24 protein-coding genes and 1 pseudogene are annotated in these 25,831 nt (G+C 64.6%); 19 read left to right on the top strand and 6 right to left on the bottom strand.

What is annotated here, in order from left to right:
• Window positions 1-29 precede the first annotated feature (29 nt).
• The 11 genes from G6N73_RS21975 to lpxK all read left to right on the top strand — a co-directional run bounded on the left by G6N73_RS21975 (window position 30) and on the right by lpxK (window position 11,926).
• The gene (locus G6N73_RS21975; protein WP_165031492.1) at window positions 30-1,940 is read left to right on the top strand and encodes a pseudouridine synthase; all 1,911 of its coding nucleotides are present in this window, start codon (window positions 30-32) and stop codon (window positions 1,938-1,940) included.
• Window positions 1,921-2,475 (top strand): 16S rRNA (guanine(966)-N(2))-methyltransferase RsmD, encoded by a 555-nt coding sequence (rsmD, locus tag G6N73_RS21970; RefSeq protein WP_165031490.1) that lies wholly within the window; start codon window positions 1,921-1,923, stop codon window positions 2,473-2,475. The genes G6N73_RS21975 and rsmD overlap by 20 nt, the downstream gene beginning before the upstream one ends.
• A 99-nt stretch (window positions 2,476-2,574) precedes the next feature.
• Window positions 2,575-3,981: a M16 family metallopeptidase gene (locus G6N73_RS21965; protein WP_165031488.1), complete on the top strand. Its 1,407-nt coding sequence runs from the start codon at window positions 2,575-2,577 to the stop codon at window positions 3,979-3,981.
• Window positions 3,982-3,988: 7 nt separating this feature from the next.
• Window positions 3,989-5,353 carry a M16 family metallopeptidase gene (locus tag G6N73_RS21960; protein ID WP_165031486.1) on the top strand — a complete coding sequence of 455 codons (1,365 nt, stop codon included), beginning with the start codon at window positions 3,989-3,991 and terminating at the stop codon, window positions 5,351-5,353.
• Complete coding sequence (locus G6N73_RS21955) at window positions 5,350-6,195, top strand: patatin-like phospholipase family protein (protein ID WP_165031484.1); 846 nt, start codon at window positions 5,350-5,352, stop codon at window positions 6,193-6,195. Before G6N73_RS21960 ends, G6N73_RS21955 begins: the two co-directional genes overlap by 4 nt.
• A gap of 144 nt (window positions 6,196-6,339) precedes the next feature.
• A complete protein-coding gene (locus tag G6N73_RS21950; RefSeq protein ID WP_165031482.1) occupies window positions 6,340-7,683 on the top strand; it encodes a TldD/PmbA family protein in 1,344 nt (447 codons plus the stop codon).
• Window positions 7,670-8,473: a 3'(2'),5'-bisphosphate nucleotidase CysQ gene (locus tag G6N73_RS21945; RefSeq protein ID WP_165031480.1), complete on the top strand. Its 804-nt coding sequence runs from the start codon at window positions 7,670-7,672 to the stop codon at window positions 8,471-8,473. Before G6N73_RS21950 ends, G6N73_RS21945 begins: the two co-directional genes overlap by 14 nt.
• 79 nt (window positions 8,474-8,552) lie before the next feature.
• Window positions 8,553-8,804, top strand: coding sequence for a DUF4170 domain-containing protein (locus tag G6N73_RS21940; RefSeq protein ID WP_165031517.1), 252 nt, complete (start codon window positions 8,553-8,555; stop codon window positions 8,802-8,804).
• Window positions 8,804-9,592 carry a lysophospholipid acyltransferase family protein gene (locus tag G6N73_RS21935; RefSeq protein WP_165031478.1) on the top strand — a complete coding sequence of 263 codons (789 nt, stop codon included), beginning with the start codon at window positions 8,804-8,806 and terminating at the stop codon, window positions 9,590-9,592. The genes G6N73_RS21940 and G6N73_RS21935 overlap by 1 nt, the downstream gene beginning before the upstream one ends.
• Window positions 9,589-10,899, top strand: a complete 1,311-nt coding sequence (gene waaA, locus G6N73_RS21930; RefSeq protein WP_165031476.1) for a lipid IV(A) 3-deoxy-D-manno-octulosonic acid transferase — start codon at window positions 9,589-9,591, stop codon at window positions 10,897-10,899. Before G6N73_RS21935 ends, waaA begins: the two co-directional genes overlap by 4 nt.
• A gap of 1 nt (window position 10,900) precedes the next feature.
• Window positions 10,901-11,926 carry a tetraacyldisaccharide 4'-kinase gene (gene lpxK, locus G6N73_RS21925; protein WP_165031474.1) on the top strand — a complete coding sequence of 342 codons (1,026 nt, stop codon included), beginning with the start codon at window positions 10,901-10,903 and terminating at the stop codon, window positions 11,924-11,926.
• A gap of 9 nt (window positions 11,927-11,935) precedes the next feature.
• On the opposite strand, the gene G6N73_RS21920 is transcribed toward lpxK, so the two are convergent.
• The 3 genes and pseudogenes from G6N73_RS21920 to mutL form a co-directional block, all read right to left on the bottom strand.
• A complete protein-coding gene (locus G6N73_RS21920; RefSeq protein WP_040586873.1) occupies window positions 11,936-12,166 on the bottom strand; it encodes a DUF2093 domain-containing protein in 231 nt (76 codons plus the stop codon).
• Window positions 12,167-12,288: 122 nt separating this feature from the next.
• Complete coding sequence (locus G6N73_RS21915; protein ID WP_165031472.1) at window positions 12,289-12,645, bottom strand: VOC family protein; 357 nt, start codon at window positions 12,643-12,645, stop codon at window positions 12,289-12,291.
• Window positions 12,646-12,717: 72 nt separating this feature from the next.
• Window positions 12,718-14,564: pseudogene (mutL, locus tag G6N73_RS21910) on the bottom strand (DNA mismatch repair endonuclease MutL).
• A 163-nt stretch (window positions 14,565-14,727) separates the two neighbouring features.
• Between mutL and G6N73_RS21905 the strand changes: the two are divergent.
• Window positions 14,728-15,159 (top strand): hypothetical protein, encoded by a 432-nt coding sequence (locus tag G6N73_RS21905; protein WP_165031470.1) that lies wholly within the window; start codon window positions 14,728-14,730, stop codon window positions 15,157-15,159.
• A gap of 37 nt (window positions 15,160-15,196) precedes the next feature.
• Here G6N73_RS21905 and G6N73_RS21900 read toward each other — a convergent pair whose 3' ends face one another.
• Window positions 15,197-16,099, bottom strand: coding sequence for a LysR substrate-binding domain-containing protein (locus G6N73_RS21900; protein ID WP_165031468.1), 903 nt, complete (start codon window positions 16,097-16,099; stop codon window positions 15,197-15,199).
• A 99-nt stretch (window positions 16,100-16,198) separates the two neighbouring features.
• On the opposite strand from G6N73_RS21900, the gene G6N73_RS21895 reads away from it, so the two are divergent.
• Window positions 16,199-17,770, top strand: coding sequence for a trimethylamine methyltransferase family protein (locus G6N73_RS21895; protein ID WP_425484124.1), 1,572 nt, complete (start codon window positions 16,199-16,201; stop codon window positions 17,768-17,770).
• A 36-nt stretch (window positions 17,771-17,806) separates the two neighbouring features.
• Window positions 17,807-19,459, top strand: a complete 1,653-nt coding sequence (locus G6N73_RS21890; protein ID WP_165031466.1) for an ABC transporter substrate-binding protein — start codon at window positions 17,807-17,809, stop codon at window positions 19,457-19,459.
• Between the two features lie 45 nt (window positions 19,460-19,504).
• Here G6N73_RS21890 and queF read toward each other — a convergent pair whose 3' ends face one another.
• Window positions 19,505-19,966 (bottom strand): preQ(1) synthase, encoded by a 462-nt coding sequence (gene queF / locus G6N73_RS21885; protein WP_165031464.1) that lies wholly within the window; start codon window positions 19,964-19,966, stop codon window positions 19,505-19,507.
• A 129-nt stretch (window positions 19,967-20,095) separates the two neighbouring features.
• Between queF and G6N73_RS21880 the strand changes: the two genes are divergently transcribed.
• From G6N73_RS21880 to G6N73_RS21860, 5 genes are all read left to right on the top strand, one after another.
• Window positions 20,096-22,141 carry an FAD-dependent oxidoreductase gene (locus tag G6N73_RS21880; RefSeq protein ID WP_165031461.1) on the top strand — a complete coding sequence of 682 codons (2,046 nt, stop codon included), beginning with the start codon at window positions 20,096-20,098 and terminating at the stop codon, window positions 22,139-22,141.
• A 100-nt stretch (window positions 22,142-22,241) separates the two neighbouring features.
• A complete protein-coding gene (locus G6N73_RS21875; RefSeq protein ID WP_165031460.1) occupies window positions 22,242-22,469 on the top strand; it encodes a hypothetical protein in 228 nt (75 codons plus the stop codon).
• Between the two features lie 134 nt (window positions 22,470-22,603).
• Window positions 22,604-22,903, top strand: a complete 300-nt coding sequence (locus tag G6N73_RS21870; protein ID WP_165031458.1) for a hypothetical protein — start codon at window positions 22,604-22,606, stop codon at window positions 22,901-22,903.
• Entirely contained in the window at window positions 22,900-23,814 is a 915-nt protein-coding gene (locus G6N73_RS21865; RefSeq protein ID WP_165031456.1) for a sigma-70 family RNA polymerase sigma factor, read from the top strand. The genes G6N73_RS21870 and G6N73_RS21865 overlap by 4 nt, the downstream gene beginning before the upstream one ends.
• 277 nt (window positions 23,815-24,091) lie before the next feature.
• Window positions 24,092-24,826 carry an SDR family oxidoreductase gene (locus tag G6N73_RS21860; RefSeq protein WP_165031454.1) on the top strand — a complete coding sequence of 245 codons (735 nt, stop codon included), beginning with the start codon at window positions 24,092-24,094 and terminating at the stop codon, window positions 24,824-24,826.
• Here the strand turns inward: G6N73_RS21860 and G6N73_RS21855 are convergent.
• Window positions 24,811-25,710, bottom strand: a complete 900-nt coding sequence (locus G6N73_RS21855; protein ID WP_165031452.1) for a LysR family transcriptional regulator — start codon at window positions 25,708-25,710, stop codon at window positions 24,811-24,813. The two genes, G6N73_RS21860 and G6N73_RS21855, sit on opposite strands and share 16 nt — an antisense overlap.
• Between the last annotated feature and the right edge of the window lie 121 nt (window positions 25,711-25,831).

The raw sequence follows: 25,831 nt of genomic DNA, 5'->3' as shown, positions 1-25,831 counted from the left end.
ATCTACCGCCCCGGAAAGGCAAACGCCACATGGCCGACGACGACAAGAAATTTACCCGCAAGAGCGGCCCGAAACCGGCCGGCCCCCGCGGCGGCCCGAAGAAGGGCGGCAAGCCCGGCTTTGCCGGCAAGCCGCGTTTCGAAGGCGGCAAGCCGTTCGAGAAGCGCGACGGAGCGGCCAAGAAGCCGTTCGCCAAGCGTCGCGACGAGGCGGCCGGCGACGAGCGCCCGAAGCGCGAATTCAGGCGCGACGAGCGCCCACGCGCGGCTGGCGATGCGCGGCCGGAGCGCAGCGGCGCGCCGTTCCGCAAGGGCCCGCGTCCGGAAGGCAAGCCGTATCAGAAGCGCGAGGGCGGCGCGGAAGCCCGGCCCGGCCGGTTCGAGCGCGGCGCGCGCGAAGGCGGCGAGCGGACGGAAGGCGGCGAGAGAACATTTCGGCCAAGGCCGGAAGGCAAGCCGTTTGTCAGGCGCGCCGAGCGCGGCGAGGAAGCCGGCGGCGAGCGGCCCGCCCGCCGCTTCGACCGCGCGCAAAATGCGCGCGATGGCGCCGCCGACAGACGTCCGAGGCCCGAAGGCTTCAAGCCAAGCGGCGACCGCAAGCCGTTTGCAAGGCCCCGCGAAACGGCCGAGGAAGCGCCGGGCGAGCGCATCGCCAAGCGGCTCGCTCGCGTCGGCATCGCCTCGCGCCGCGACGCCGAGGAACTGATCGCCGCCGGCCGCGTCAGGGTCAACGGCAAGGTGCTGGCGTCTCCGGCCTTCAACGTGATGCCGGACGACACGATCGAGCTTGATGGAACTGCCATCCCGCCGATCGAGCGCACGCGGCTCTTCCTGTTCCACAAGCCGGCGGGCGTGGTGACCACCAATCGCGACCCGGAAGGGCGCAAGACCGTTTTCGACCTGCTGCCCGACAATCTGCCGAGGCTGATGACGATCGGCCGGCTCGACATCAACACAGAGGGTCTGCTGCTTCTGACCAATGATGGCGGGCTGTCGCGCGTGCTGGAACTGCCGGCGACGGGCTGGCTACGGCGCTACCGCGCGCGGGTGCACGGCAAGGTCGACGAAAAGCAGCTTGCCGGCCTGAAGGACGGCATGGCGGTCGACGGCGTGTTCTACGGGTCGATCGAAGCCGCGCTCGACCGCGAGCAGGGAACGAATGCGTGGCTGACCATAGGCTTGCGCGAGGGCAAGAACCGCGAGGTGAAGAACATTCTCGGCGCGCTCGGCCTCGACGTGACGCGGCTGATCCGCATCTCCTATGGGCCGTTCCAGCTCGGCGAGCTGCCGGAAGGCCACGTCCAGGAGATCAGCGGACGCATGCTGCGCGACCAGCTCGGCGAACGCCTGGTCGAGGAGTCGGGCGCGAATTTCGACGCCGACATCGTAAAACCGTTCTCGAACAAGCCGGTACGGCGGGAATATGCCAAACCGGTCGAGGCGGCTCCAGATCGCAGGCCGTCGCCGCGGCGGCCGGAGCGGATCGGCGAGGGCGGGCTGATCAAGAACCGCAGGCGCGACAATGAACGCCATCGCGAGGACATGCTCGGGCGGCTGCAGACGAAGCCGGACCGTCCCGCGAGGCCGGATCGCGGCGAGCGGCCGGAGCGCGGACCGAAACCGGGATTCGGCGACAAGCCGCGCGGCAAGAAGTCTGGCGAGCGCGAGGCGCGTCCGATCGAACCGCCGGGCGGCCGCAAGGCCAATGTCTGGATGGCGCCAGGCGCGCGGCCGATCGGCAAGGGCCGGGCGGCGGCCGAAAAGGCCGAGCACGAGGCCCGCAAGGCGAGCAAGGCAAGCTACGGCAAGCCGGGCGGCGGCAAACCCGGCTTCCGCAAGCCCCGCGGCGATGATGCCAAGGGCGGCAGCGACAGGCCGCCACGCGGCGACCGGCCATCCGAGCCGCGCAAGGGAAAGCCCGATGCGGATCGTCGGCGGTGAGTTTCGCGGCAGGCCGCTTGCCACGCCGCGCACCAATGCCATCCGCCCGACCACCGACCGCACGCGGGAGGCGGTGTTCAACGTTCTGGCGCACCGTTTCCTCGACCGGCTGGAGGGCGCGCGCGTCCTCGACCTGTTCGCCGGAACCGGCGCGCTCGGGCTGGAAGCGATGTCGCGCGGCGCTTCATTTTGCATGTTCATCGAGGATTCGGCCGAAGGCCGCGGCCTGATCCGCGACAATGTCGAGGCGTTCGGGCTCACCGGGCGCACAAAGATATTCCGGCGCGACGCGACAGGCCTCGGCGAGGCCGGGACCGTGCAGCCTTTCGGGCTGGTCTTTGCCGATCCGCCCTATGGCAGGGCGCTCGGCGAGCGGGCGCTGTGCTCCGCGCGGGCCGGCGGCTGGCTCTCGCCCGGCGCGCTTTGCGTGGTGGAGGAAGCGGCCGCCGCTTCATTCGACCCAGGCGAGGGCTTTTCGATCATCGACGAGCGCGACTATGGCGAAACCACCATACGCTTCATCGAATACGCGTGAATCCGGCCCTGTCAGCACCCACATGACCAACAATTAACTTTCCGTGGGGTTGCCGCACTGCATATACCCGTCCCAGCTATTGATGCGCAGGAGCCGCCGATGAACTTTCATGCTCAATCCCTGCCACAATCCGGACGGCGCGCTATCGCCGGCTGCCTGTTGCTGCTGACGGCGGCGTTTGCGCCTGCAGCCGCCTGGGGCGAAACGGCGAGCCAGCCCCAACAGCAGCAAGAGCAGCAGGTGGAGAACTTCCTGCTCAGCAACGGGATGGAAGTGGTGGTGATCCCGGACCACCGTGCGCCGATCGTCACCCATATGGTCTGGTACAAGATCGGCAGCGCCGACGAGCCGCCCGGAAAATCCGGCATCGCGCATTTCTTCGAGCATCTGATGTTCAAGGGGACCTCGACGCACAAGGCCGGCGAGTTTGGGCGAAAGATCGCCGAGATCGGCGGCAGCGAGAACGCCTTCACCTCATACGACTATACCGCCTACTATCAGCAGGTTTCGCCCGAAGCGCTCAAGACTATGATGTCGTTCGAGGCCGACCGCATGCGCAACCTGATCCTGACCGATCAGGTGATCGGCCCCGAGCGGGACGTGATCCTTGAGGAGCGGCGCTCGCGCGTCGACGGCAATCCGGAAGCGCTGCTCAGCGAGGAAGTCCAGGCGACGCTCTACCAGAACCACCCCTACCGCATCCCGGTCATCGGCTGGATGCACGAAATGGAAAAGCTGAACCGCGACGATGCGGTGGCCTTCTACGACCGCTACTATGCGCCCAACAACGCGATCCTGGTGGTGGCCGGCGATGTCGAGCCGGCGACGGTGCGCACGCTGGCCGAAAAGACATACGGCGAGGTGCCGCGCGGACCCGACCTGCCGCCGCGGGTGCGTCCCCAGGAACCCGAGCAGAACACGAAGCGCACCGTGACCCTGACCGACGAGCGTGTGTCGATCCCGAGCGTATCCAGAAACTGGGTGACGCCGTCCTACACCAGCGCCGAGCCCGGCGAAGCCGAGGCGCTGGACCTTTTGTCAGAGATACTGGGCGGCGGCACGCGCAGCCGGCTCTATCAGGAACTGGTGGTGAAGAACCGGATCGCCGCCGGTACTGGCGCCTATTTCAGCGGAACGATGCTCGATTCATCGAGCTTTACCGTTTACGGTGCGCCGCATGGCGCGGAAGGTCTGGAAAAGGTCGAAGCCGCGATCGAGGTGGAGATCGCCCGTATCATCACCAGCGGGGTCACCGATGCGGAACTCGACGCCGCCAAGGACCGTTTTGTGCGCAGCATAGTCTTTGCGCGAGACAACCAGTCGAGCATGGCCAACATATACGGACAGACGCTCGCAACGGGCGGAACGGTCGAGGACGTGCAGGAATGGCCAGACCGGATAAGGGCCGTGACCGCCGACCAGGTCCAGGCGGTCGCGGCGAAATACCTGAAGCCGGATGTGGCCGTGACCGGATATCTGCTTCCCGAAGAAACAGCGCGGAATTGAGTTCCATATGAACGGCATGACATTCATTGCGGATCTGCGGCTGCGGGCGAGCGCGCTTGCCGCGACCTTCTTCTTGTCCGTGTTGTTCCTTGTGCTTCCGGCTGTGTTGGCCAGGGCCGAGGTCCGCATCCAGGAAGTGACGTCGAAAAGCGGCGTCACCGCGTGGCTGGTCGAGGACTATTCGGTCCCGATCATTGCCATCCGCTTCGCCTTCGAAGGCGGCAGCACGCAGGACCCGCCGGGCAAGGAGGGGCTCGCAAACCTGATGACCGGGCTTTTCGACGAGGGTGCGGGCGATCTCGACAGCGAGGCCTTCCAGATCCAGCTCGATAATGCCGGCGCCGAGATGCGATTCAACGCGGGCCGCGACCATGTTTACGGGTCGATGCGAATGCTGGCTGAGCGCAAGGACGAGGCGTTTGCGCTCCTGCAACTCGCGATCGAGAAGCCGCGTTTCGATGCGGCGCCGATCGACCGCATTCGCGGGCAGGTCGTTTCGGGCATTGTTTCCAGCCAGCGCGATCCCGAAACGGCGGCGCAGTATCAATGGGCTGCCGCACTCTACGGCGACCATCCCTATGCGCGGCGCGACGAGGGCACGGAGGCGTCGCTGGCAGCGATCGGTGCCGAGGATCTTCGGGCCTTCCACAAGGCAAATTTCGCCCGCGGCAATCTGCATGTGGCGGTGGTGGGCGCAATCGACGCCAAGACGCTCGCCAACGAACTGGACAGGCTGTTTTCCGGCCTGCCGGAAAAGCCGGCGCTGCGGGCTGTCGACTATGTGGAGCCCAGGCTCGACCAGGAGATCCGTGTCGAATATGCACTGCCGCAGGCTTCGCTGCAGCTTGCCTATCCCGGCATCGAACGTGAGGAGCCGGAATTCTACGGCGCCGTGCTGATGAACCACGTGCTCGGCGGCGGATCGTTTTCGTCGCGCTTGTTCGACGAGGTGCGCGAGAGGCGCGGCCTCACCTATGGAATCAGCTCTTCGATCGTCAATCACGAGCACGCCACAGCGCTGGTGATCGGCACCTCGACCCGCGCCGACAAGGCCGACGAAACGCTTGCCGTCATTCGCGATATCGTTCGCCAGATGGCCGAGGAGGGGCCTACCGAGGCCGAACTTGAAGCGGCGAAAAAGTATCTGATCGGCTCCTATGCCATCAACAATCTGGATTCATCAGCTGCAATCGCCGCTACGCTGGTGGAGTTGCAGATAGAGGATCTCGGCATCGACTATATCGATCGGCGCGCGGACCTGATCAATTCGGTTACGCTGGAAGACGCAAAGGCGGCTGCTCGGAAGCTGCTCCTGGCCGAACCAGCCGTGCTCATCGTCGGGCCGGCAGTGGCGGGCGGGAATAGGGGATGATGCCGACCTTCGCGATAGCCTTCGGCGGCGGCGGGGCGCGCGGCCTCGCTCACATTCATGTCATCGAGGCGCTGGACGAACTCGGCATCAGGCCGGTCGCCATATCCGGCTCGTCGATCGGCGCGATCATGGGCGCGGGGATGGCCGCCGGGATGACCGGCAAGGAAATCCACGACTTTTCCCGCTCGGTGCTCTGCCGGCGCACCGAGGTGGCGAGCCGCATGTGGCGCGCCCGGCCGGGCAGCTTCGCCGAGGTCATGGAAAGCGGAATACGCGTCAGCCAGTTCAACATCGAACGCATTATCAAGGCGTTCCTGCCCGACGCGATCCCCGACACCTTCGCCGAACTGCAGATTCCGCTGAAGGTCACCGCCACCGACTTCTTCGGCCATAGCCTGGAGGTTTTCAGCGAAGGCGACCTGCATTCGGCGCTTGCCGCGTCGGCGGCGATCCCGGCAGTGTTCCGCCCGGTCCGCCGCAACGGACGGCTGCTGATTGATGGCGGAATTTATAACCCCGTCCCGTTCGACCTCGTCACCGGCGAAGCCGATATCGTGATCGCCATCGATGTCGTCGGCGCGCCGGACGAAAACGGCCGCAAAAAACCCAATTCGATCGACCTGATGTTCGGCGCGTCGCAATTGATGATGCAGTCGATCATCGCCGCCAAGCTGCTGCAAAGCCAGCCCGATATATTCCTGCGGCCGCCGGTTTCGCGTTTCCGCGCGCTCAATTTCCTGAAGATCGACGCGGTGATGCACGAGACCGCTGCAATCAAGGACGAACTGAAGCACGCGGTGGAGAAGGCGGTCGCCGTGCGCGAAAAGGTCGAGCAATTGTAGCCGCTTCGGGCCTGTGCCGGCCAAGGGGCCGGATGGCCGGCGGCGGGCCTGTGGCCTCTTGCGCCATTGCACGAGCGGGGGCGGGGCAATAGATGGTGCAGGCAGCGCATGCACCGCCCATGCGAACCGAACAGGACTGATCCAATGAATGAAGCGCCCGATGCCGCGAAACTGACCGACCGGGTCGCGGCCCTTGTGGAGGCCGCCAAGGCGGCCGGCGCCGATGCTGCGGATGCAGTCGCGGTGCGTGGCCGCTCGACCAGCGTGTCGGTGCGTCTCGGCAAGGTCGAGGGAACCGAAGCATCCGAAAGCGACGATGTTTCGCTGCGGGTCTTCGTCGGCCAGCGGGTCGCCAGCGTTTCGGCGACCGCCGCTTCCGATCCGAAGACGCTCGCCGAACGGGCCGTGGCGATGGCCAAGGTTTCGCCCGAAGATCCGTATCAGGGCCTGGCCGACGCTTCGCTGCTTGCTTCGAAAATCCGCGATCTCGATCTCTTCGACCCGACCGCCGTCTCCGCTGAAAAGCTGAAGGAGGATGCGCTCGCCGCCGAGGAAGCCGCGCTGGCCGTGCCCGGCGTCACCAATTCCAGCGGCAGCAGCGCGAGCGCCGGGCTTGGCGGCCTGGTGCTGGCGACGTCACACGGCTTCCTCGGCCACTATGTCGGCTCGCGCTTCTCGCGCTCGGCCAGCGTGATCGCTGGCGAGGGCACGAGCATGGAGCGCGACTACGAGTTTTCCTCGCGCCAGCATTTCGTCGACCTCGATTCGCCGCAATGGGTCGGACGGCAGGCGGCCGAACGCGCGGTGCGCAGGCTGAATGCCCGGAAGGCCAAGACCGGGCCGGTGAACGTGGTCTTCGATCCGCGCGTGGCGCGCGGTATCGCCAGCCATCTCGCCGGCGCAATCAATGGCGCGTCGGTCGCGCGCAAGACCAGCTTCCTGCGCGACATGATGGGTAAGCAGGTAGCGGCGGCCGCCATCACCGTGATTGACGAACCGCTCCGCGTGCGGGGCCAGGCCTCGCGGCCGTTCGACGGCGAAGGCGTCGAGGGACAGAAGCTGACGATGGTCGAAAGAGGCGTGCTCAAGCACTGGTTCCTGTCGACCTCGGCGGCAAAGGAGCTGGGGCTGAAGACCAATGGCCGCGGCTCGCGCAGCGGCTCGTCGGTGTCGCCTTCGTCGACCAATCTGTCGATCGAGCCCGGAGAAAGAACGCCTGAGGAACTGATCGCTTCGCTGAAGACAGGCTTTTACGTCACCGAAGTGTTCGGGCAGGGCGTCAACATGATCACCGGCGAATACAGCCGCGGCGCGTCGGGTTTCTGGATCGAGAATGGCGAACTCGCCTATCCGATTTCGGAGGTGACCATCGCCTCGAACCTCAAGGACATGTTCCTGAATATGGTCCCGGCTAGCGATCTCGACCGCAACTTCGCCACCGCCGCGCCGACGCTGCTGATCGAAGGGATGACCCTTGCAGGCAGCTGATCGAGTGGATGCGGCCGAGGCGACCAGCGATCTGCCGCTGCTGCGCGAGGCGGCGCGCGAGGCCGGCAAGATCGCGCTGCGCTACTTCAGGCAAAGCCCGGAAGTGTGGATGAAGACTGGCCAATCGCCGGTCAGCGAGGCCGATTTCGCGGTCGACCGCTATTTGCGCGAGATGTTGCTGGCGGCGCGGCCCGATTATGGCTGGCTGTCGGAGGAGACGCTCGACTCGGCGGAAAGGTTGGGCTCGCGGCGTCTCTTCGTGGTCGATCCGATCGACGGCACGCGCGGCTTTCTCGACGGCAGGACCGAATGGTGCGTCAGCATCGCGGTGGTCGAGGAGGGCGCGCCGATCGCGGGCGTGCTCGAATGCCCGGGGCGCGAGGAGACCTTCTGGGCGGCGTCCGGCGCCGGCGCTATGAAGAATGGTGCGCCGGTGAAGGTGCGCGAGATCGGCGACGCGCCTGAAATCGCCGGCCCCAAGCAGATGATCAATTCGATGCCGCAGAACTGGCGCGACCGATGCCGGCCGATCGCCTACATACCGTCGCTGGCATATCGGATCGCGATGATCGCGGACGGCAAGCTCGATGCGACCTTCGTCAAGCCGAATGCGCAGGACTGGGATCTTGCCGCCGCCGACCTGATATTGCGCGAGGCCGGCGGCAAGGTGCTGACCTACAACGGCAAGCCTCCGGTCTATGGCGGCGCGGTCACCACGCATGGCAAGCTCGTTGCCGGCAGCGGCAGGTTGCTGGACGTGATGGGCCGCGTGATCGCCGAGGAAGCGTAAGCAGCCGGAAATGGTTTCAAACCGAACCGAACTGCTTTAGACAAATGGCGGTTTGCCAAACATGGATTCAGAAAAGACGATGGCCGAGGAAGACGGAAAAAAGCAGCTTTTGCATCTGGTGTTCGGAGGCGAACTGAAGTCGCTGGGCTCGACCGAGTTCCGCGATCTCGACGCGCTCGACATAGTCGGCATCTATCCCGACTACGCGTCGGCGAAGACGGCCTGGAAAGCCAAGGCGCAGGCCAGCGTCGACAACGCCCATATGCGCTACTTCGTGGTCCATCTGCACCGCCTGCTGCAGCCAGAGGCCAAGGCGTCCGGTTCAAGCTGATGACCCCCGGACCAGGCGCGCCGACGGCCATCCGGGCCAAGGCCAAGAAAAAGCGCGACGTGGGCGCGCTGAAGCGCTTCTGGCGCAAGGCGCGCAAGCCGCTGGCGCAGTCGCGCTTCGTCAAGGGCGCCATCGCCAGCCTGCTGGTACAGTGGCTGCGGCTCGTCAGGTTCACCAATCCGCTGGCCAAGGGCTCCGCCGACCTGGAGAAGGCGAACGCCGAGATGTCGCCGGCCATCGTCGCGATGTGGCACGGTCAGCACCTGCTTGCGCCGGCGGTCTATCCGCGCGGGCGAGGGCTGGTGGCGATGGTCTCGCGCAGCGCCGACGCCGAGCTCAACGCGCTTGTGGTCGAGAAATTCGGCCTGCAGGCAGTGCGCGGTTCGGGCGGCCGGACCGACAAGCGCCATCTCGACAAGGGCGGCGCGCGCGCTCTCATCGCCCTGAAAAAGGCGCTCGATGCAGGCATGAATGTCTGCATGATCGCAGACATTCCGCATGGAACGCCCCGTCAGGCCGGGCTCGGCATCGTGACGCTGGCGCGGCTGACAGGCCGGCCGATCGTTCCGGTGGCGATAACCACCAGCCGCCGAAAGGTGCTGCAGAAGAGCTGGGACAAAACGACCGTCAACATGCCGTTCGGGCGCTGCGCCGTGGCGCTCGGCGAGCTGGTCCACGTTTCAGCCAAGGCGGATGAAGCCGAGATGGAACTGAAGCGCCAGGAGGTGACCGCCTCGCTCAATGCCGCGACGGAAGACGCCTACCGCATCGCGGACGGCGCCAGATGAGCGAACGCTGGGCGCGCGCATTGCTGTCGAGCTACCGCCTGGCGGGCGGCGCCGTCTATCCGTTGATCGGCACCTATGTCGCCTGGCGCGCCTCCAAGGGCAAGGAAGATCGCACCCGCCGCCGCGAACGCTACGGCCTGGCGGGCAGGGAGCGGCCGAGCGGGCCGGTGATCTGGGTGCATGCCGCGAGCGTCGGCGAGACCATCGCCGTCGTCCCGCTGGTGCAGCATATTGTGGGCTATGGCGTGAATGTGGTGCTGACGACCGGCACGGTGACCTCCGCGCATGTGGCGGAAGAGCGCCTGGGAAAGGGCGTCATCCATCAATATGTGCCGCTCGATCTGAAGCCGGCGGTAAGCCGTTTCCTCGATCACTGGCAGCCCGACCTCGCCATCATCGCCGAATCCGAAATCTGGCCGATGACCATACTGGAACTCGGCTCGCGGCGGGTGCCGCAGGTGCTGGTCAACGGCCGGCTTTCCGACCGTTCCTTCAAATCCTGGAAGAAGCGCGCCTATTTGGCCGAGGCGCTGTTCGAGAATCTGGCGCATGTGGTCGCCCAGTCGGAGGCCGACGGTGAGCGCTTCCAGGCGCTCGGCGCAAGGCCGGTCACCGTGTCGGGCAATCTGAAGGTCGACACGGTGCCGCCACCCGCCGAGGAGAAGGCGCTGGCCTCGCTGCAAAGGCAGATCGGCAGGCGCCCAACTTGGGCCGCGGTCTCCACCCATGACGGCGAGGAGGCGGTGGCGGCCGAGGTCCATGCTATGCTGCGCGGCCGCCATCGGGGTCTCATCACGATCATCGTACCGCGCCATCCCGAGCGCACGGACGCGATCGCCGCGCAGTTCACCGCGAGGGGCCTAAACGTGGCGCGGCGCAGCGCCGGCGCGAAAGTCACGGCGGATACAGATATACTGCTCGGCGACACGATCGGCGAGATGGGGCTCTATCTGCGCCTGACCGAGATCGCCTTTGTCGGCCGCTCGCTGACATCGGAGGGCGGGCAGAACCCGCTGGAGCCGGCGATGCTCGACACCGCCGTGCTGGCCGGCCGCAACGTCCAGAATTTTCGCGAGGCCTATCAGCGCCTGATCGACAGCGGCGGGGCGAAGCTGGTGCGCGACCGCGACATGCTGGCCGGCGCAGTCAACTTCCTGCTCGTCAACGAGGTAGCTCGCCACGAGATGATGGCGGCGGGCGCGGCGACCGTCGACCAGATGCGCGGCGCGCTCGCCATAACGCTCCGGGCGCTCGAGCCGTTCATTCAGCCGCTGGTGGTCAAGGCGCGGCTCGAAGGGTCCCGGTAGGATGGCGAGCGAAGCGCCTCCCTTCTGGTGGCAGAAACCGGACTGGCGCGCTTATGCGCTGTCGCCGGTCTCGGCACTCTACGGCTTCGTTGCGAGCCGCAGGATGGCGGCCGCGAGACGGGAGAAGGTCGGGTTGCCGGTGCTCTGCATCGGCAATTTCACCGTCGGCGGCACCGGCAAGACGCCGGTCGCCATCGCGCTGGCCAGGCAGGCGAAGCGCATGCGGCTGAAGCCCGGCATCCTGTCGCGCGGCCATGGCGGCAGCTTCGCCGAGCCGCACATCGTCGACCCGAAGCATGACAGCGCCAAGCATGTCGGCGACGAGCCGCTGCTTTTGGCCGAACACGCGCCGGTGGCGGTGACGCCGAACCGGGCGGCCGGCGCGAGGCTGCTCGTCGAAGAGGGCTGCGATTTCCTGATCATGGATGACGGCTTCCAGAGCGCGCGCATCCACATCGACTACGCGCTGCTGGTGGTCGACGCGCGCTACGGCCTCGGCAACGGCCATGTCATTCCAGGCGGCCCGATGCGCGCGCCGCTGCTGGACCAGTTGCGTTTTGCCGACGCCCTCCTGAAAATGGGAACGGGCAGCGGCGGCGACGAGGCGGTGCGCAAGGCCGCCCGCGCCGGAAAGCCGGTTTTCGAGGCGGCGACAAGGCCGAAGGATGGCGGCCGGTTCTCCGGCAAGCGGTTCCTCGCCTTCGCCGGCATCGGCCATCCCGAAAAGTTCTTCGATACGGTGGCCGATGCGGGCGGCGTCGTCGCGCTGACACGCGCATTTCCCGACCATCATTTCTACAGCGAAGACGAGCTGCAGGAACTCGCCGCAACCGCGCGCGCCGGGCAGTTGCGGCTGGTGACGACCGCAAAGGACGCAGCAAGGCTGCGCAATGGCGGCGCTTCGGCGGATTTCCTGAAGCATCTGGACGTTCTGGAGATCGAAACGGTGTTCGACCTCGACCATGCGCCAACGCGAATCATCGACGAGACGCTGGCCGCATGGCGCGAGAGGCGCAACGGCGGCTGAGCAGTCGGGCTAGCGTTTGCGCAAGCCTGGATCGGCCTCGATCTCGCGCTGCAGCGAGGCTGCGGCGTTGAGATAGGGCTCCTGCCGCGCAACGCTCCAGTATTTGAGCTCGTCGAGCGGGATCTGCTCGCCGGTCACAGCGCAGCGGACGAAGGATCCAGGGCTGGTGACCTGGAAATCTCCGTCGAGGTAGCGAATGCGGGCTTCCCTGGCGCCGGGGCCTTCGAAGCGGTTCATCATCGGATATACTCTGGCGCTGTCACCCGTTTCTTCCGCCACAAATCCAGGACGAGGTCAAGGCGAGACGCCCGCGCCGTCGACATTTGTGGTCTCCGGAATTCCGGCAGCGCGCGAAGCGGTAATCAGGACGCTCCGATCCTGTCCGGCACCGGGTGCCTCGGCTCGTAGAGCCCGAGCTTTCCGCCGCCGGGAAGCGAGACGTGCGTCAGCAGACCCCATCCTTCATCGGTCACCGGGGAGCATTCGACATCGCTCGAATTCAGGTCACGGACGGTGACTTCGATGTCGTCGCACATCAAATAGAGTTCGTGGCTGTCGCTCTCCGCCGCCGGATGGATCGCGACTTCGGCCGGCGGCAAGGCGAATATCAGCCAGCCGCCGCCGGCATCGACGCCGGGAAACTGCAGAGTATCCCGGAAGAATGCCCGGTCGGCATCCGCGTCATTGCTGTAGATGATCACATGCGCGCCCGAAATCATGGCTTCCTCCTTCATGACAGGAGGGAGGATGTAGCGCGCCGGCGCGTTGCAGCCAGAGCGGGGCGGGACGTTTCACCGCCGCCCGAACAGCCGCTCGATGTCGGCGAGCTTCAGTTCGATATAGGTCGGGCGGCCATGATTGCAGGTGCCCGAACCCGGCGTCGCTTCCATCTGGCGCAACAGCGCGTTCATCTCCTCCGGCTTCAGCCGCCGGCCGGAACGAACCGAGCCGTGGCAGGCCATGGTCGCGGCGATGCGATCGATCCGGTCCTTCAGCGTGTCGGTGGTGTCGTTGTCGGCGATCTCGTCGGCCAGATCTCGGACAAGCTGCTGCACATTGGTTTCGCCAAGCATGGACGGCGTCTCGCGCACTGCGACCGCGCCCGGTCCGAAGCGCTCGACGCCGAGCCCGAATTTCTTCAGCATGTCGGAATGTGCGGCGATGCGCGAGGCGTCGTCCTCGGGCAGGTCGACGATCTCCGGCAACAGAAGCATCTGCGCGGGAACCGGCCGCGAATGCAGCGCCTGCTTTAGCGCCTCGTAGACCAGGCGTTCATGCGCCGCATGCTGGTCGACGATGATCAGCGAATCATGCGTCTGCGCGACGATGTAGTTCTCATGCACCTGCGCCCGCGCGGCGCCCAGTTGCGCCTGAAGCAGCTCCTCCGCCACTTCACCGTGGCCGCCGCGAGAATCCGCGCTGGCAAGCGGACCGGCCTCGAACGCCGCCTGCGCCGGCTCGGCGAAGCCGTCGAGCGGGCGGTGCGGCGAGCGCAGCGCGTCGAAACCGGACGCGGCCGAGGTCGAGGCGCGAAAGCCCGGATTGAAGGAGCGGTGGCCAATGGCCGGGCCGGGATGGCCGTAGGTCGCAGGCCCCGGGCGGAAAGCGCCCATCATAGCCGCGGCCCCTGAAGTCGCGGCGCGCATGCCGGCATTGGCGAGCGCTTCGCGGATCGCGCCGACGATCAGCCGCGCACCAGCCCGGGGTCGCGAAAACGCACATCGGCCTTGGCGGGGTGGACGTTGACGTCGACGGTCGCAGGATCCAGCGTCAGGAACAGCACGGTAACCGCATGCCGGTCGCGCGGCAGCACGTCGGCGAAAGCGCCGCGGATTGCCGAGGCGATGAGCTTGTCGCGCACCGGGCGGCCGTTGACATAGGCGTATTGCTGCAGCGCGTTGGCCCGGTTGTAGGATGGGATCGAGACGTGGCCCGTAAGCCGCACGCCTTCGCGCACCGCGTCGATGGCGATCGAATTGTCGGGGAATTCCGCGCCCATCACCTGCGCTATTCGGGTGAGCCGGCCCCCGGCGCCGGCGTCGCTCGCCGGAAACTCCAGCGTCGAGCGATCCGGCCCCGAAAGCGTGAAGCGCACCGCAGGAAAGGCGATGGCGATGCGCCTGACGATGTCGGCCGTGGCGGTGGATTCGGCGCGCTCGCCTTTCATGAATTTGAGCCGCGCCGGCGTCGCGAAGAACAGGTCGCGGACCTCGACTGTCGTGCCGCGATTGGCCGCCGCCGGCCGCACAGCAGCGAGGTGGCCGCCTTCGACGGCGATCTCGGCGCCGCCGTCGCCATCAGCCGTGCGCGAGCGGATCGTCAGCCGCGCCACCGAGCCGATCGAGGGCAGCGCTTCGCCGCGAAAGCCGAGCGAGCGTATGTCGTGGATGTCGGTGGAGAGCTTCGACGTGCAGTGGCGCGCCACCGCCAGTTCCAGCTCGTCTTCCGGAATGCCGGCGCCGTCATCGCTGACGCGCACCAGATTGAGCCCGCCGCCGGCAGTGACGATCTCGACGCGCGCCGCGTCCGCGTCGATGGCGTTCTCGACCAGTTCTTTGACGACGCTTGCCGGACGCTCGATGACCTCGCCGGCGGCGATCTGGTTGATCATCGTTTCTGAAAGCTGGCGTATCGGCATGGCGCAGAGTGTAACCGGATTCGGAGAGTCAAAGGGAGAGAAAGCATACTGCAAGGGGAGAGAGAAAGCACATTGCACAATTATTTGCAATTACGCTTGATTTTGCAAAATATGTGGGTATCTGTATGGAGCATCAGTCGTCGAGAGAGCCAGGAGGAAATCAGTGAAAGGTACAACCGAAGCCGTACGGAATCTTCTGATTGAAAATAAAGATGTCTCCGCAGCCGAAGCAGTGTCGAAGCTAATTGGCCATAACCCCGCCACAGTTCGTACCCAGATCGCTCGTCAACGCAGAGCGATCATCGGGAAACCTCGCGTAATTGCGATGGAGACGTCAACATTGAATCTGCATAAAGTAGTGCTCTGTCACGACACTTCGATCAGCGAACCTGCCTTTCGGGGTGTTCCAGACGAACCATATGCATTTATCGTGCTTCAGTCTGGGAAGGACGCGCGTTTTATAAAAGGTGAGGGTGGATCTGCCCGAAAAAAACTTGGCAGTCTAAAGAGTTCGAACAGCGTAACTGACAATGCAGATCGCACGTGGGTTAGCGATCAAGGAGGCTGTCTGGCGATGGTCTTCATACCAGTCTGAGATTCGGTCGAGAGTTTTTATTCCGCCCGACTCTGCTTCACTCCTGCGCGGCGAGCCAATCGCGCACCTTTCTCGCGCTGGCCGAAAGCTCGCGGTGCTTCGGCCAGACGACGTGGAAAGCCTTGCCGGTCCGCATCACATGGTCGGTGACCTGAACCAGCAGACCGCTCTCGACCAGCCTGTCCGTCAAGTGCCGCCAGCCGAGCGCGATGCCCTGGCCTCCCATCACCGCCTGGATGACGGGGACATAGTCATTGATGAGCAGTCCGCGATTGGCCACCGCGCCGTTGATGCCGGCCGATTGGAACCATTCGTTCCATGTCGCGGCCTCCCGGAACGGCTCTTCGAGATGGATGAGGCGATGGCGCGTCAGCTCGGCGACCGATTTCGGCGCGCCGTTGCGGCCGGCATAGGATGCGCCCGCCACGGCATAGATCTCTTCCGTCGCCAGCGGCAGGCAATCGTAGAACGGAAAATCCGCCGCCGCCCCGCCGCGTATGCCGAGCGGGATGCCTTCGGCGATGAGGTCGATGTCCCGGTCCGAGGTTTGGATGCGGAGATCGATGCCGGGCAGGTCGTCGCGGAACTGCTGCAGCCGCGGCATCATCCAGAACGAGGCAAAGGCGGTGGAGGCCGAGAGCGTCACATGTCCTCCGCCTGCGAAGGCGCGCAACTCCTCGGCCGACTTGCGGATATGCGAGAGGCCGAGCGTGACGTCGGCGAAGAAGCGCTCGCCGGCCTCCGTCAGCCGCACCTGGCGATGCTTGCGCAGGAACAGGGCCACGCCGAGCTGCCGTTCCAATCCCCGCACAGCGTAGGAAACCGCGGCCTGCGACATGCCGAGCTCTCGCCCGGCGGCGGTGAAGCTGCCGAGCCTGCCGGCGGCCTCGAAGACGATGAGGGAGCCCGCGGAGGGGAGGAGATGGCGAAGGCTTTGCATAAACCCAGCTTATAGAAGCCATCAGGATTTTCCAGCGTCACAAGCATGGAACGTGGGGCTAGTTTCATGAAAACAGGGTCGGAATTTGCTGGAGGCGGAATGGCGGAAATGACGGGCGAGATGATCGAGAAACCGGCGCCGCCCCGCCGCGAGCGCGGTGGCGGCAGGATCGCGCGGCGCGAATTGCGCTCGCATGGCAGCCAGGGTCATGGCCGGCCCTATATCGTCCGCAACATCCCGACCTACGACATTCTTTCCGAGGAAAATCTTCTCAGGATCGAGGCGACGGCCGACCGCATCCTGGCCGAGATCGGCATCGAGTTCCGCGACGATGCGGCCGCACTCGACCACTGGAAGCGGGCAGGGGCCAGGATCGACGGCGCGTTGGTGAAATTCGAGCCCGGCATGCTGCGCGAGATTCTGAAAACCGCGCCGGCCGAGTTCACGCAGCATGCGCGCAATCCGGCGAACTCCGTGCAGATCGGCGGCAAGAATGTCGTCTTCTCGCCGGCCTATGGCTCGCCCTTCGTCATGGATTTGGAAAAGGGCCGCCGCTACGGCACGATCGAGGATTTCCGCAACTTCGTGAAACTGGCGCAGTCGTCGCCCTGGCTGCATCATTCGGGCGGCACGATCTGCGAACCGGTCGACGTGCCGGTGAACAAGCGCCATCTCGACATGGTTTACTCCCATGTAAAATATTCCGACCGCGGCTTCATGGGTTCGGTGACTTCCGAAGCCAGAGCGGAAGATTCGATCGAGATGGCCCGCATCGTCTTCGGCGAAAAATTCGCCGACGAGAACTGCGTCATCCTCGGCAATGTCAACGTCAATTCGCCACTGGTCTGGGACGCGACGATGACAACCGTACTGCGCGCATACGCCCGTGCCAGCCAGGCGGCGGTGATCGTGCCGTTCATCCTCGGCGGCGCCATGGGGCCGGTCACCAACGCCGGCGCGATCGCCCAGTCGCTGGCCGAAACCATGGCCGGCTGCGCGCTGACGCAGCTAGAACGCCCAGGCGCGCCGGTGATCTTCGGCAATTTTTTGTCGTCCATGTCGCTGCGCTCGGGCTCGCCGACCTTCGGCACGCCGGAACCGGCAATCGGCTCGATGGTCATCGGGCAACTCGCTCGGCGGCTGAACTTGCCGCTCCGCTGCTCCGGCAATTTCACGACCTCGAAGCTGCCCGACGCGCACGCGATGAACGAGGCCACCATGTCGATGCTTGCGGCCGTGCATTGCGGGGCGAATTTCATTCTCCACTCCGCCGGCTTCCTCGATGGGCTGCTCTCCATGTCCTACGAGAAATTCGTCATGGACGCCGATTTCTGCGGCGCGCTGCACACTTATCTCGACGGTGTCAGGATCGACGAAAACCAATTGGCGCTGGACGCCTTCAAAGAGGTGGGGCCAGGCAGCCACTTCTTCGGCTGCGCCCACACGATGCAGAATTACGAGACGGCCTTCTGGGATTCGGAAATCGCCGACAACGAGCCTTACGAGAAATGGGAAGCGGCGGGAAGCGAGGACGCAGCCATCCGCGCCAACAAGCGTTGGAAGAAGGCGCTCGCCGAATACGAAGCCCCGCCGCTGGACGAGGGCATCGACGAGGCGCTGAAGGATTTCATGGCCCGCAAAAAAGGCCAGATGGATGACGCCTGGTACTGAGGCGAACGAGCAAGAAGAAACATCAGGGAGGAACCAATGACATTCTTCAGGAGCAATGAAGACCGCGTCCCCGCGGTCGTTGAGCGGATGGCCGAGGCGACACGGGCCGGCCGCATGGACCGGCGCGAGTTTCTGGCGATGGCGAGCGCGATGGGCGCATCGACCGCATTCGCCTATGGCATGATCGGGCTGGCCGCTCCCACGCAGGCGGTGGCCCAGGAAGCCAAGAAGGGCGGCGTGCTGAAGGTGGCGATGGCCGTGAAGGCGCAGAAGGACCCGCGCACCTATGACTGGGTGGAGATGGCGAACATCACCCGGACCTTCCTGGAGCCGCTGGTCGCCTATACGCGCAGTTTCACCTTCGAACCGGTGCTGCTCGAAAGCTGGGATGTGAACGACGAGGCCACCGAATATGTGCTGCACGTCAGGAAGGACGTGACCTGGAACAATGGCGACGCGTTCAACGCTGATGACGTGATCTTCAACCTCAACCGCTGGTGCGACAAGGCGGCCACGGGCAATTCCATGGCCGCACGGGTGGGCTCCCTGATCGACGAGGCGACCGGCCGCGCCCGGGAAGGCGCGATCACACGCGTCGACGACCATACGGTGAAGCTGGTGCTCAACAACCCGGACATTTCCATCATTCCCAATCTGACGGACTATCCGGCGCTCGTCGTGCACCGGAGTTTCGAGGCGGACGGCGCCGATCCGGTCGCCAAGCCGATAGGTACGGGGGCGTTCGAACTCGTTTCTTACGACGTAGGCTCTAAAGCCGTGGTCAAACGCCGGGAAAACGGAAGCTGGTGGGGCGGGGAGGCGCTGCTCGACGGGGTCGAGTTCATCGACTACGGCACCGATCCGGCGGCGATGCTCAATGCCTTCGAATCCGGAGAAATCCAGGCCAATTTCGAGACGCCGGCCGACTATGTGGACATACTCGACGGCATGGGCCTGGTGAAATCGGAAGTGGCGACGGCGACGACGCTGGTTGCGCGCACCAATGTCACCAACAAGCCCTATGACGACCAGCGGGTGCGCAATGCCCTTCAGATGGCGGTCGACAACAATGTGGTGCTGCAACTCGGCTATGGCGATCGCGGCACGGTCGGCGAGAACCACCATGTGGCCCCGATCCATCCCGAATACGCCGAACTGCCGAAGAAGCAGCGGGACCTGGAAGGTGCAAAAAAGCTTCTGGAGGAAGCCGGACAGATCGACTTCGAGCACGACCTGATAACGGTAGAGGACGACTGGCAGAAGAACACGGGCGACGCCATCGCGGCGCAACTGCGCGAAGCCGGAATCAAGGTGAAGCGCACGGTTCTGCCGGGCTCTACGTTCTGGAACGACTGGACGAAGTATCCCTATTCAATGACCATCTGGTACATGCGCCCGCTCGGGGTGCAGGTTCTGGCGCTCGGCTACAGGACCGGAGAGGCCTGGAACGAGAGCGGCTATTCCAATCCCGAATTCGACGCCAAGCTCAATGAGGCGCTGGCGATTGTCGACCCCGAAAAACGCCGCGAGATCATGAAGGACATCGAGCAGATACTGCAGGACTCCGGCGTCATTATTCAGCCGTACTGGCAATCGCTTTATTGCCACATGTCCGAGGCGGTGAAGGACCACGGCATCCACCCGACGTTCCAGATGGATCTGCAGAAGGTTTGGCTCCAGACGGCATGATGGCAGCCGCAACTGAGCGGCGCGGTTGGGCGGGCGCCTGCTCGCTCAACCCCGCCCGCGATACGGCGCGACGCCGGTATCCGGCAGCCACGCGCCTTCCGGCGGCGCGCCGGTCTGCCAGAACACGTCGATCGGTATGCCGCCGCGCGGATACCAGTAGCCGGCGATGCGCAGCCAAAGCGGCTTCGTCGCCTCGATGACGCGGCGGCCGATCATGACGGTGCAATCCTCATGGAACGCGCCATGATTGCGGAACGAGACCATGAACAGCTTCAGCGATTTGGATTCCACCAGCGCCGCGTCGGGCGCATAGTCGATGACGATGTGCGCGAAATCGGGCTGGCCGGTCACCGGGCAGAGCGAGGTGAATTCCGGACAGGTGAAGCGCACGATCGCGGGCGGTCCTTCACCGCGCGTGTAAGGCACGGTCTCCAGTATGGCGGCTTCGGGCGAGGCGGGCGTTTCCACGCGCGCCCCGAGTTGGGTAAGGTTGTCGGTTTCGGTCATCTTCTGCTCCTCTCATTCCGACGCAAATCGGAATGAGCGTGTTGATTGGCCGCATGACCTTGTCCGAAAAGTCTGCGGGACGATGCTTTAGCGGGCGCTTATAGACATATTGTGTCGGAACGAAAGACCATGATGAGCAACGACCCGCTTCTTCAGCCTTACCAGCTCAAACACCTGACGCTGAAGAACCGCGTCATGTCGACCGCGCACGAGCCGGCCTATTCCGAGGACGGCATGCCCAAGGAGCGCTACCGGCTCTATCATGCCGAAAAGGCGAAGGGCGGCATGGCGCTGACCATGACGGCGGGCTCGGCGATCGTCTCGCGCGACAGTCCGGCCGCCTTCGGCAATCTCCAGGCCTATCGCGACGAGATCGTGCCGTGGCTGAGCGAATTGGCCGATTCCTGTCACGAGCACGACTGCAAGGTGATGATCCAGCTGACGCATCTTGGCCGCCGCACCGGCTGGAACAGGGCCGACTGGCTGCCGGTGCTCTCGGCCTCGCCGGTGCGCGAACCGGCGCACCGCTCGTTTCCGAAGATTGCCGAGGATTGGGATCTGGACCGCATCGTCGCCGACTATGCGAGCGCTGCGCAGCGGATGCAGGCGGCCGGTCTCGACGGCATGGAGTTCGAGGCTTACGGCCATCTGATGGACGGGTTCTGGTCGCCGGCGACGAATTTTCGCGACGACGAATATGGCGGCTCGCTGGAGAACCGGCTGCGCTTCACCTGGCGGGTGATCGATGCGGTGCGCGAGGCGGTCGGCGAAAAGTTCATCGTTGGCATCCGCATGGTGGCGGATGAAGATTTCGAAAAGGGCCTGTCGAAGGACGAGGGCGTCGAGATCGCCCGGCGGCTTGCGGCATCGGGAAAGTTCGATTTCCTGAACATCATCCGCGGCTCGATCGAGACGGACGCGGCACTGACCAACGTCATTCCGATCACCGGCATGCGCTCGTCGCCACATCTCGATTTTGCCGGCGAGGTGAGGGCGGCGACGAAGTTTCCGACATTTCACGCTGCCCGCATTGCGGATATCGCGACGGCGCGGCACGCCATCGCGAGCGGAAAACTGGACATGGTCGGCATGACCCGCGCGCATCTGGCCGACCCGCACATCGTCAGAAAGGTCATGGAGGGTCGCGAGCACGAAATCCGTCCGTGCGTTGGCGCGACCTACTGCCTCGACCGCATCTATGAGGGCGGCGAGGCACTGTGCATCCACAACGCCGCGACCGGGCGCGAGGCGACGATCCCGCATGTCATCCGCCGGGCGGACGGTCCGCTGAAGAAAGTGGTGGTTGTCGGCGCGGGGGCGGCGGGGCTTGAGGCGGCCAGAGTGGCAGCCGAGCGCGGCCATTCGGTGACCGTGCTGGAGGCGTCGGGGCAGGCCGGCGGGCAGGTCCGGCTCGCGGCGCAAAGCCCGCGCCGCAAGGAACTGGTCGGCATCGTCGACTGGCGGCTTTCAGAACTCGAGAGGCTCGGCGTTGAAATCCGCTACGACACATGGGCCGAGAAGGATGATGTGCTGGCGCTTGCGCCGGATGTGGTGATCGTCGCCACCGGCGGCCTGCCGCAGAACCCGCCGCTGGAAGCAGGCGACGATCTGGTGACGTCGAGCTGGGACATCATCGCCGGCAGCGTGAAGCCGGCCGAAAACGTGCTCCTCTACGACGACAATGGCGGCCACCAGGGCATGACGGCGGCTGAACTGATCGCCAATGCCGGCGCGAAGCTCGAACTGGTCTCGCCGGAGCGGTTTTTCGCACCCGAAATGGGCGGCATGAACCATGTGCCTTATATGCGCGCCTTCCACGAGAGGGGCGTCACGATCACCATCAACACGCGCCTGCATTCCGTTCGCCGCGAGGGAAATCAACTGGTTGCGACGCTTTCTTCGGATTTCGCCAAAGGCTGGCGTGGCGAGCGCCGCGTCGACCAGGTGGTGGTCGAGCACGGCACGCTGCCTCTGGACGATCTCTATCTGGCGCTAAAACCGCTTTCGAGGAATGGCGGCGCGGTGGATTACGAGAGGCTGGTCGGGGGCGGCGACATTTTCCCACAGAAGAGGCCGGATGCCGGTTTCACGCTGCTGCGCATCGGCGATGCGGTCGCGGCGCGGAACATTCATGCCGCGGTCTATGACGGGATCAGATTCGCCATGCGGATTTAGCAAGACGAAGATCGACGCAGCCGCAGCAGCAACTTCCCGTCAGGAACATCCTGCCCCGGCGCGCGTTGGCCAAATTCCGAAACCACCGGGAGCCTTGAACATGCTTACCCGCATCCGTCCATCGCAGATTGCGCGATCGAGATCGGCGACGCTCCAGGCAATGGCCGCAGGCGCGGTCGCCGTCGGCGCTCTCGCCTTCACCGCAATCGCGATCGGCCGGCTGTCAATTCGCAAGGCGCGAATTCGATCACTGGAAGTCGACGATCTGACGGTGCGCAGTCTCAACATCGTTGAGGGTCCACGGCTTGGCGGCGAATCTCGGCTGTGATGGCCGTTTCAAATCTGTCGCCCAGTGACAGCGTAGCATGGCCGTCTCGCTTGGCTCAAATTTTTCGATCCCGGGCGAATCCTTTCGCATGTCCCGGACGTCTTATGGCAGGACACACCAATGGAGTAGCTGCCATGAAACGAACTCTGATACGATACCGGACTAAGCCCGAAAGCACCGGGGAGAACGAGCGCCTGATCCAGAATGTGTTCAAGGAGCTTCACGCGCAAGCGCCGGAAGGCGTCCGTTACATCGCCCTGAAGCTCGCCGACGGTTCTTTCGTCCACCTGGTGGAGAACGACGGCGGCGATAGTCCTATCCCCAAGCTGGATGCCTTCCGAAAATTCCAGGCCGATCTCAAAGAGCGTGTGATGGAGCAGCCGCAGGCGAACGAGGCGACCATAGTGGGCGACTACCGGATGCTCGGCGCGTGAACGACAGCCCGGCCAACGCGCCGCATGCCGATCAGCCGGACGCAAGCGAGGCCTTCGCCCGGCTGTTTCGCGAGTTGCGCCCTAAGCTGCATCGCTACTGCGCCCGCATGACCGGCTCCGTCGTCGACGGCGAGGACATTTTGCAGGAGGCGCTGCTACGGGCCATGGAGGCCTTGCCCAGGGCAGGGCCTATCGCCCGGCCGGAGGGCTGGCTGTTTCGCATCGCCCACAATGCCGCGCTCGATTTCCTGCGCCGCCGCGCCCGGCAAAATGCCGTCCAATCAGACGAGGAAACGGAAATGATCGCCGATCCCGTATCCGCTGTGGATGCTCGCCAAGCGGCCGCCGCAAGCCTGCGCACCTTTATGCGCCTGCCGGTGGCGCAGCGCAGCGCCGTCATCCTGATGGACGTTCTCGGCTATTCGCTGCAGGAGATCGGCGGCGTCACCGGCCTGACCATGCCTTCGGTCAAGGCTTCCCTGCATCGCGGACGCATGCGGCTGCGCGAACTTGCCGGCGAGCCCGAAGATATAGCGCCGCCGGTGCTGGAGGAGCACGAGCGCAGGCGTCTTGCGCTTTATGTCGATCGCTTCAACGCGCGCGACTTCGATGCGCTGCGCGACCTTTTGGCCGGCGAGGTGCGGCTCGAACTGGTCAACCGGAGCCGCATGAACGGCCGGCGCGAGGTGGCGAACTATTTCGGCAATTACGCGCGGGTCGCCGGCTGGCGTCTCGCTCCGGGTTTCGTCGAGAGGCGTCCCGCCGTGCTGGTGTTCGACGAGAGCGACCCTTCCGGCGCACCGAGCTATTTTATCCTGCTGCAATGGTCCGGCGAGGAGATCCTGAACATCCGCGACTTCCGCTACGCCCGCTACGCTATTGAGGACGCGGATGTGACGATGCCGGGCTGACCTGTTGGGCTGCGGGAGCGACTAGGTCGCAGCCGGCGATCTTTCCACAGAACGGCCGGAGTCTTCACACAGCCTCAATGGGATGGCGACACTTAGCCTGTCGTTGCGTTCGTGGCGCTCGCACAGAATATTGCGCTCGCTGCGATGTCGATCATCGGATTCTCCGATCTGCACAATCGTATCTTCCCGTTTCCGTTCGCGGCTCCTGGCCGAGTAAACCTCCAGCCATTCGGGGCGCAGTTTCTAGCGCCCGCAAACAGGTTGAAGGAGACTGGCTTTGGCAGAAGCAAAAACTCGCGAGCACGTTCTTATTGTCGGCGGCAGTTCCGGTATGGGACTTGCGCTTGCCGAAAGATTGCTCACAGCGGGGGTTGCGGTCACGATTGTCGGCCGATCATCGGAACGACTCTCACAGGCCCGTGAAAAGCTAGGCAAGGTGTCATGGCTGCAAACGGTCGGGGCGGATGCCACCCGCGAAGATGACGTGGAGCGACTGTTTCGATCGGTCGGCGACCTGCATCACATTGTCTCGACCGCCGCTGACGTGGGTGGCGTCTACGTGCCGCTGCCTGACATGAACATTTCGACTGCGCGTCGCGTCGTTGACTCGAAAGTGATTGCACCGCTTCTGCTGGCCAAGCATGGCGCTCCCCGCCTGGCTCCTGGTGGATCGATCACCTTTACGTCGGGCATTGCAGCATATCGGCCGGCACCGAAAGGGTCGGTCGTGGCCGCAATCAACGGAGCGATCGAGTCTCTCGTCTATGCGCTTGCCGTCGAGCTCGCGCCAATACGCGTGAATGCCGTCTCACCGGGATGGGTAGACACGCCGATCTGGGATTCGGTCGCTGGGGAAGGGAAAAACGCGGCACTGGAAGCCATGGCAAAGCGGCTGCCGGTCGGAAGAATCGGTCAGGCAGGCGACATCGCACAGGCTATTGAATCGATCATGCGCAATGGTTTCATCTCCGGCACGGTGGTCCATGTCGATGGCGGTCAACGCCTGGTCTGACCGCCAAGGCATTCTCTGGCGGTTGCGAGGAACGCCGCTATCGCCGGAGCATGCACGCGCCGGCGTCGCCACATCATTGTGACAGGGGTTGTCCGGCTCCTGCCGGACCATGGAATGGCGACGAGATGGCCGGGGTGCACGGCGAGGGCTGATCGGGGAACCAGCGCGCAGCCGAGGCCCGCCTCGACAAGTCCCCGTATCGAACCGATGCTTGCGAACTCTCCTACGGGTTTCGGGCGTTCTGGCGGAGTTCCGGCAAAAGCCTCGTCGAACATCTTTCGATAGACGCAACCGGGTTGCGTGACCAGAAAGGCATCGTCGGCAAGATCTTCAGGCCCGACCTCTTTGCGTCCAGCCAATCGATGGTCCGGCGGCAGGATGATCAACAACTGCTCCTCGGCCACAGATACGCTCTGAACATCTGTTGCTGCCGGCGCCTCACCGAAGAAGAAGCCTACGTCCAGATCGCCACTCCTTATCCCGCTGCGCAGACCGCCGCTGTCTGCGGTCTTCAGGGTCAACTCCACGGCAGAGTATCGGCGGTGGAATTCTGCAATCAACTCCGGCAGCCGAGTTGCGCAAAGCGTTTCAAGGCCACCGATGACGAGGCTCCCGGAAATGGTATCGGAAGCCTCAGCAACCGCGGAATGCGCTTCGTCGGCAAGTTTGAGCAGTTCTGTGGCATAGCCAAGCAGGCGCTGCCCCGCTGGAGTGAGCGAGAGCCTCCTGCGCGAACGATCGAAGAGCCGTATGCCGAGATCGGCCTCCAGCGTCTGAATCTGTTCGGTTACACTTGACTGGGAAAGATGGACGCGTTCAGCCGCGCGCGTGAAGTTGAGAGTGTCAGCAACCGCAGCAAATGTATTGAGATGGCGAAGTTGCATGCGCTGCCTCGGACCAGAATATGTCGTCTCAACCCTGGCACAACCCTGCCTAGCAGATTTCCGACAATCCCTCCTAGTTGGTGAGAATTCGGCTTACATCAAGGGTCTGCTTAAGGTCCGA

It is taken from the genome of Allomesorhizobium camelthorni (assembly GCF_011045125.1).
Lineage (GTDB): Bacteria > Pseudomonadota > Alphaproteobacteria > Rhizobiales > Rhizobiaceae > Allomesorhizobium > Allomesorhizobium camelthorni.
Note: the sequence above shows the minus strand (reverse complement) of the source record. Positions and strands in the feature narration are given on the sequence as shown.

What these genes read in the sequence shown, in the direction of transcription:
- G6N73_RS21975 (WP_165031492.1), top strand. Translation starts at nt 30, where the DNA reads ATGGCCGACGACGACAAGAAATTTACCCGCAAGAGCGGCCCGAAACCG.
- rsmD (WP_165031490.1), top strand. Translation starts at nt 1,921, where the DNA reads ATGCGGATCGTCGGCGGTGAGTTTCGCGGCAGGCCGCTTGCCACGCCG.
- G6N73_RS21965 (WP_165031488.1), top strand. Translation starts at nt 2,575, where the DNA reads ATGAACTTTCATGCTCAATCCCTGCCACAATCCGGACGGCGCGCTATC.
- G6N73_RS21960 (WP_165031486.1), top strand. Translation starts at nt 3,989, where the DNA reads ATGAACGGCATGACATTCATTGCGGATCTGCGGCTGCGGGCGAGCGCG.
- G6N73_RS21955 (WP_165031484.1), top strand. Translation starts at nt 5,350, where the DNA reads ATGATGCCGACCTTCGCGATAGCCTTCGGCGGCGGCGGGGCGCGCGGC.
- G6N73_RS21950 (WP_165031482.1), top strand. Translation starts at nt 6,340, where the DNA reads ATGAATGAAGCGCCCGATGCCGCGAAACTGACCGACCGGGTCGCGGCC.
- G6N73_RS21940 (WP_165031517.1), top strand. Translation starts at nt 8,553, where the DNA reads ATGGCCGAGGAAGACGGAAAAAAGCAGCTTTTGCATCTGGTGTTCGGA.
- G6N73_RS21935 (WP_165031478.1), top strand. Translation starts at nt 8,804, where the DNA reads ATGACCCCCGGACCAGGCGCGCCGACGGCCATCCGGGCCAAGGCCAAG.
- waaA (WP_165031476.1), top strand. Translation starts at nt 9,589, where the DNA reads ATGAGCGAACGCTGGGCGCGCGCATTGCTGTCGAGCTACCGCCTGGCG.
- lpxK (WP_165031474.1), top strand. Translation starts at nt 10,901, where the DNA reads ATGGCGAGCGAAGCGCCTCCCTTCTGGTGGCAGAAACCGGACTGGCGC.
- G6N73_RS21920 (WP_040586873.1), bottom strand. Translation starts at nt 12,166, where the DNA reads ATGATGAACCGCTTCGAAGGCCCCGGCGCCAGGGAAGCCCGCATTCGC.
- G6N73_RS21915 (WP_165031472.1), bottom strand. Translation starts at nt 12,645, where the DNA reads ATGATTTCGGGCGCGCATGTGATCATCTACAGCAATGACGCGGATGCC.
- G6N73_RS21900 (WP_165031468.1), bottom strand. Translation starts at nt 16,099, where the DNA reads ATGCAAAGCCTTCGCCATCTCCTCCCCTCCGCGGGCTCCCTCATCGTC.
- G6N73_RS21895 (WP_425484124.1), top strand. Translation starts at nt 16,199, where the DNA reads ATGGCGGAAATGACGGGCGAGATGATCGAGAAACCGGCGCCGCCCCGC.
- G6N73_RS21890 (WP_165031466.1), top strand. Translation starts at nt 17,807, where the DNA reads ATGACATTCTTCAGGAGCAATGAAGACCGCGTCCCCGCGGTCGTTGAG.
- queF (WP_165031464.1), bottom strand. Translation starts at nt 19,966, where the DNA reads ATGACCGAAACCGACAACCTTACCCAACTCGGGGCGCGCGTGGAAACG.
- G6N73_RS21880 (WP_165031461.1), top strand. Translation starts at nt 20,096, where the DNA reads ATGATGAGCAACGACCCGCTTCTTCAGCCTTACCAGCTCAAACACCTG.
- G6N73_RS21875 (WP_165031460.1), top strand. Translation starts at nt 22,242, where the DNA reads ATGCTTACCCGCATCCGTCCATCGCAGATTGCGCGATCGAGATCGGCG.
- G6N73_RS21870 (WP_165031458.1), top strand. Translation starts at nt 22,604, where the DNA reads ATGAAACGAACTCTGATACGATACCGGACTAAGCCCGAAAGCACCGGG.
- G6N73_RS21855 (WP_165031452.1), bottom strand. Translation starts at nt 25,710, where the DNA reads ATGCAACTTCGCCATCTCAATACATTTGCTGCGGTTGCTGACACTCTC.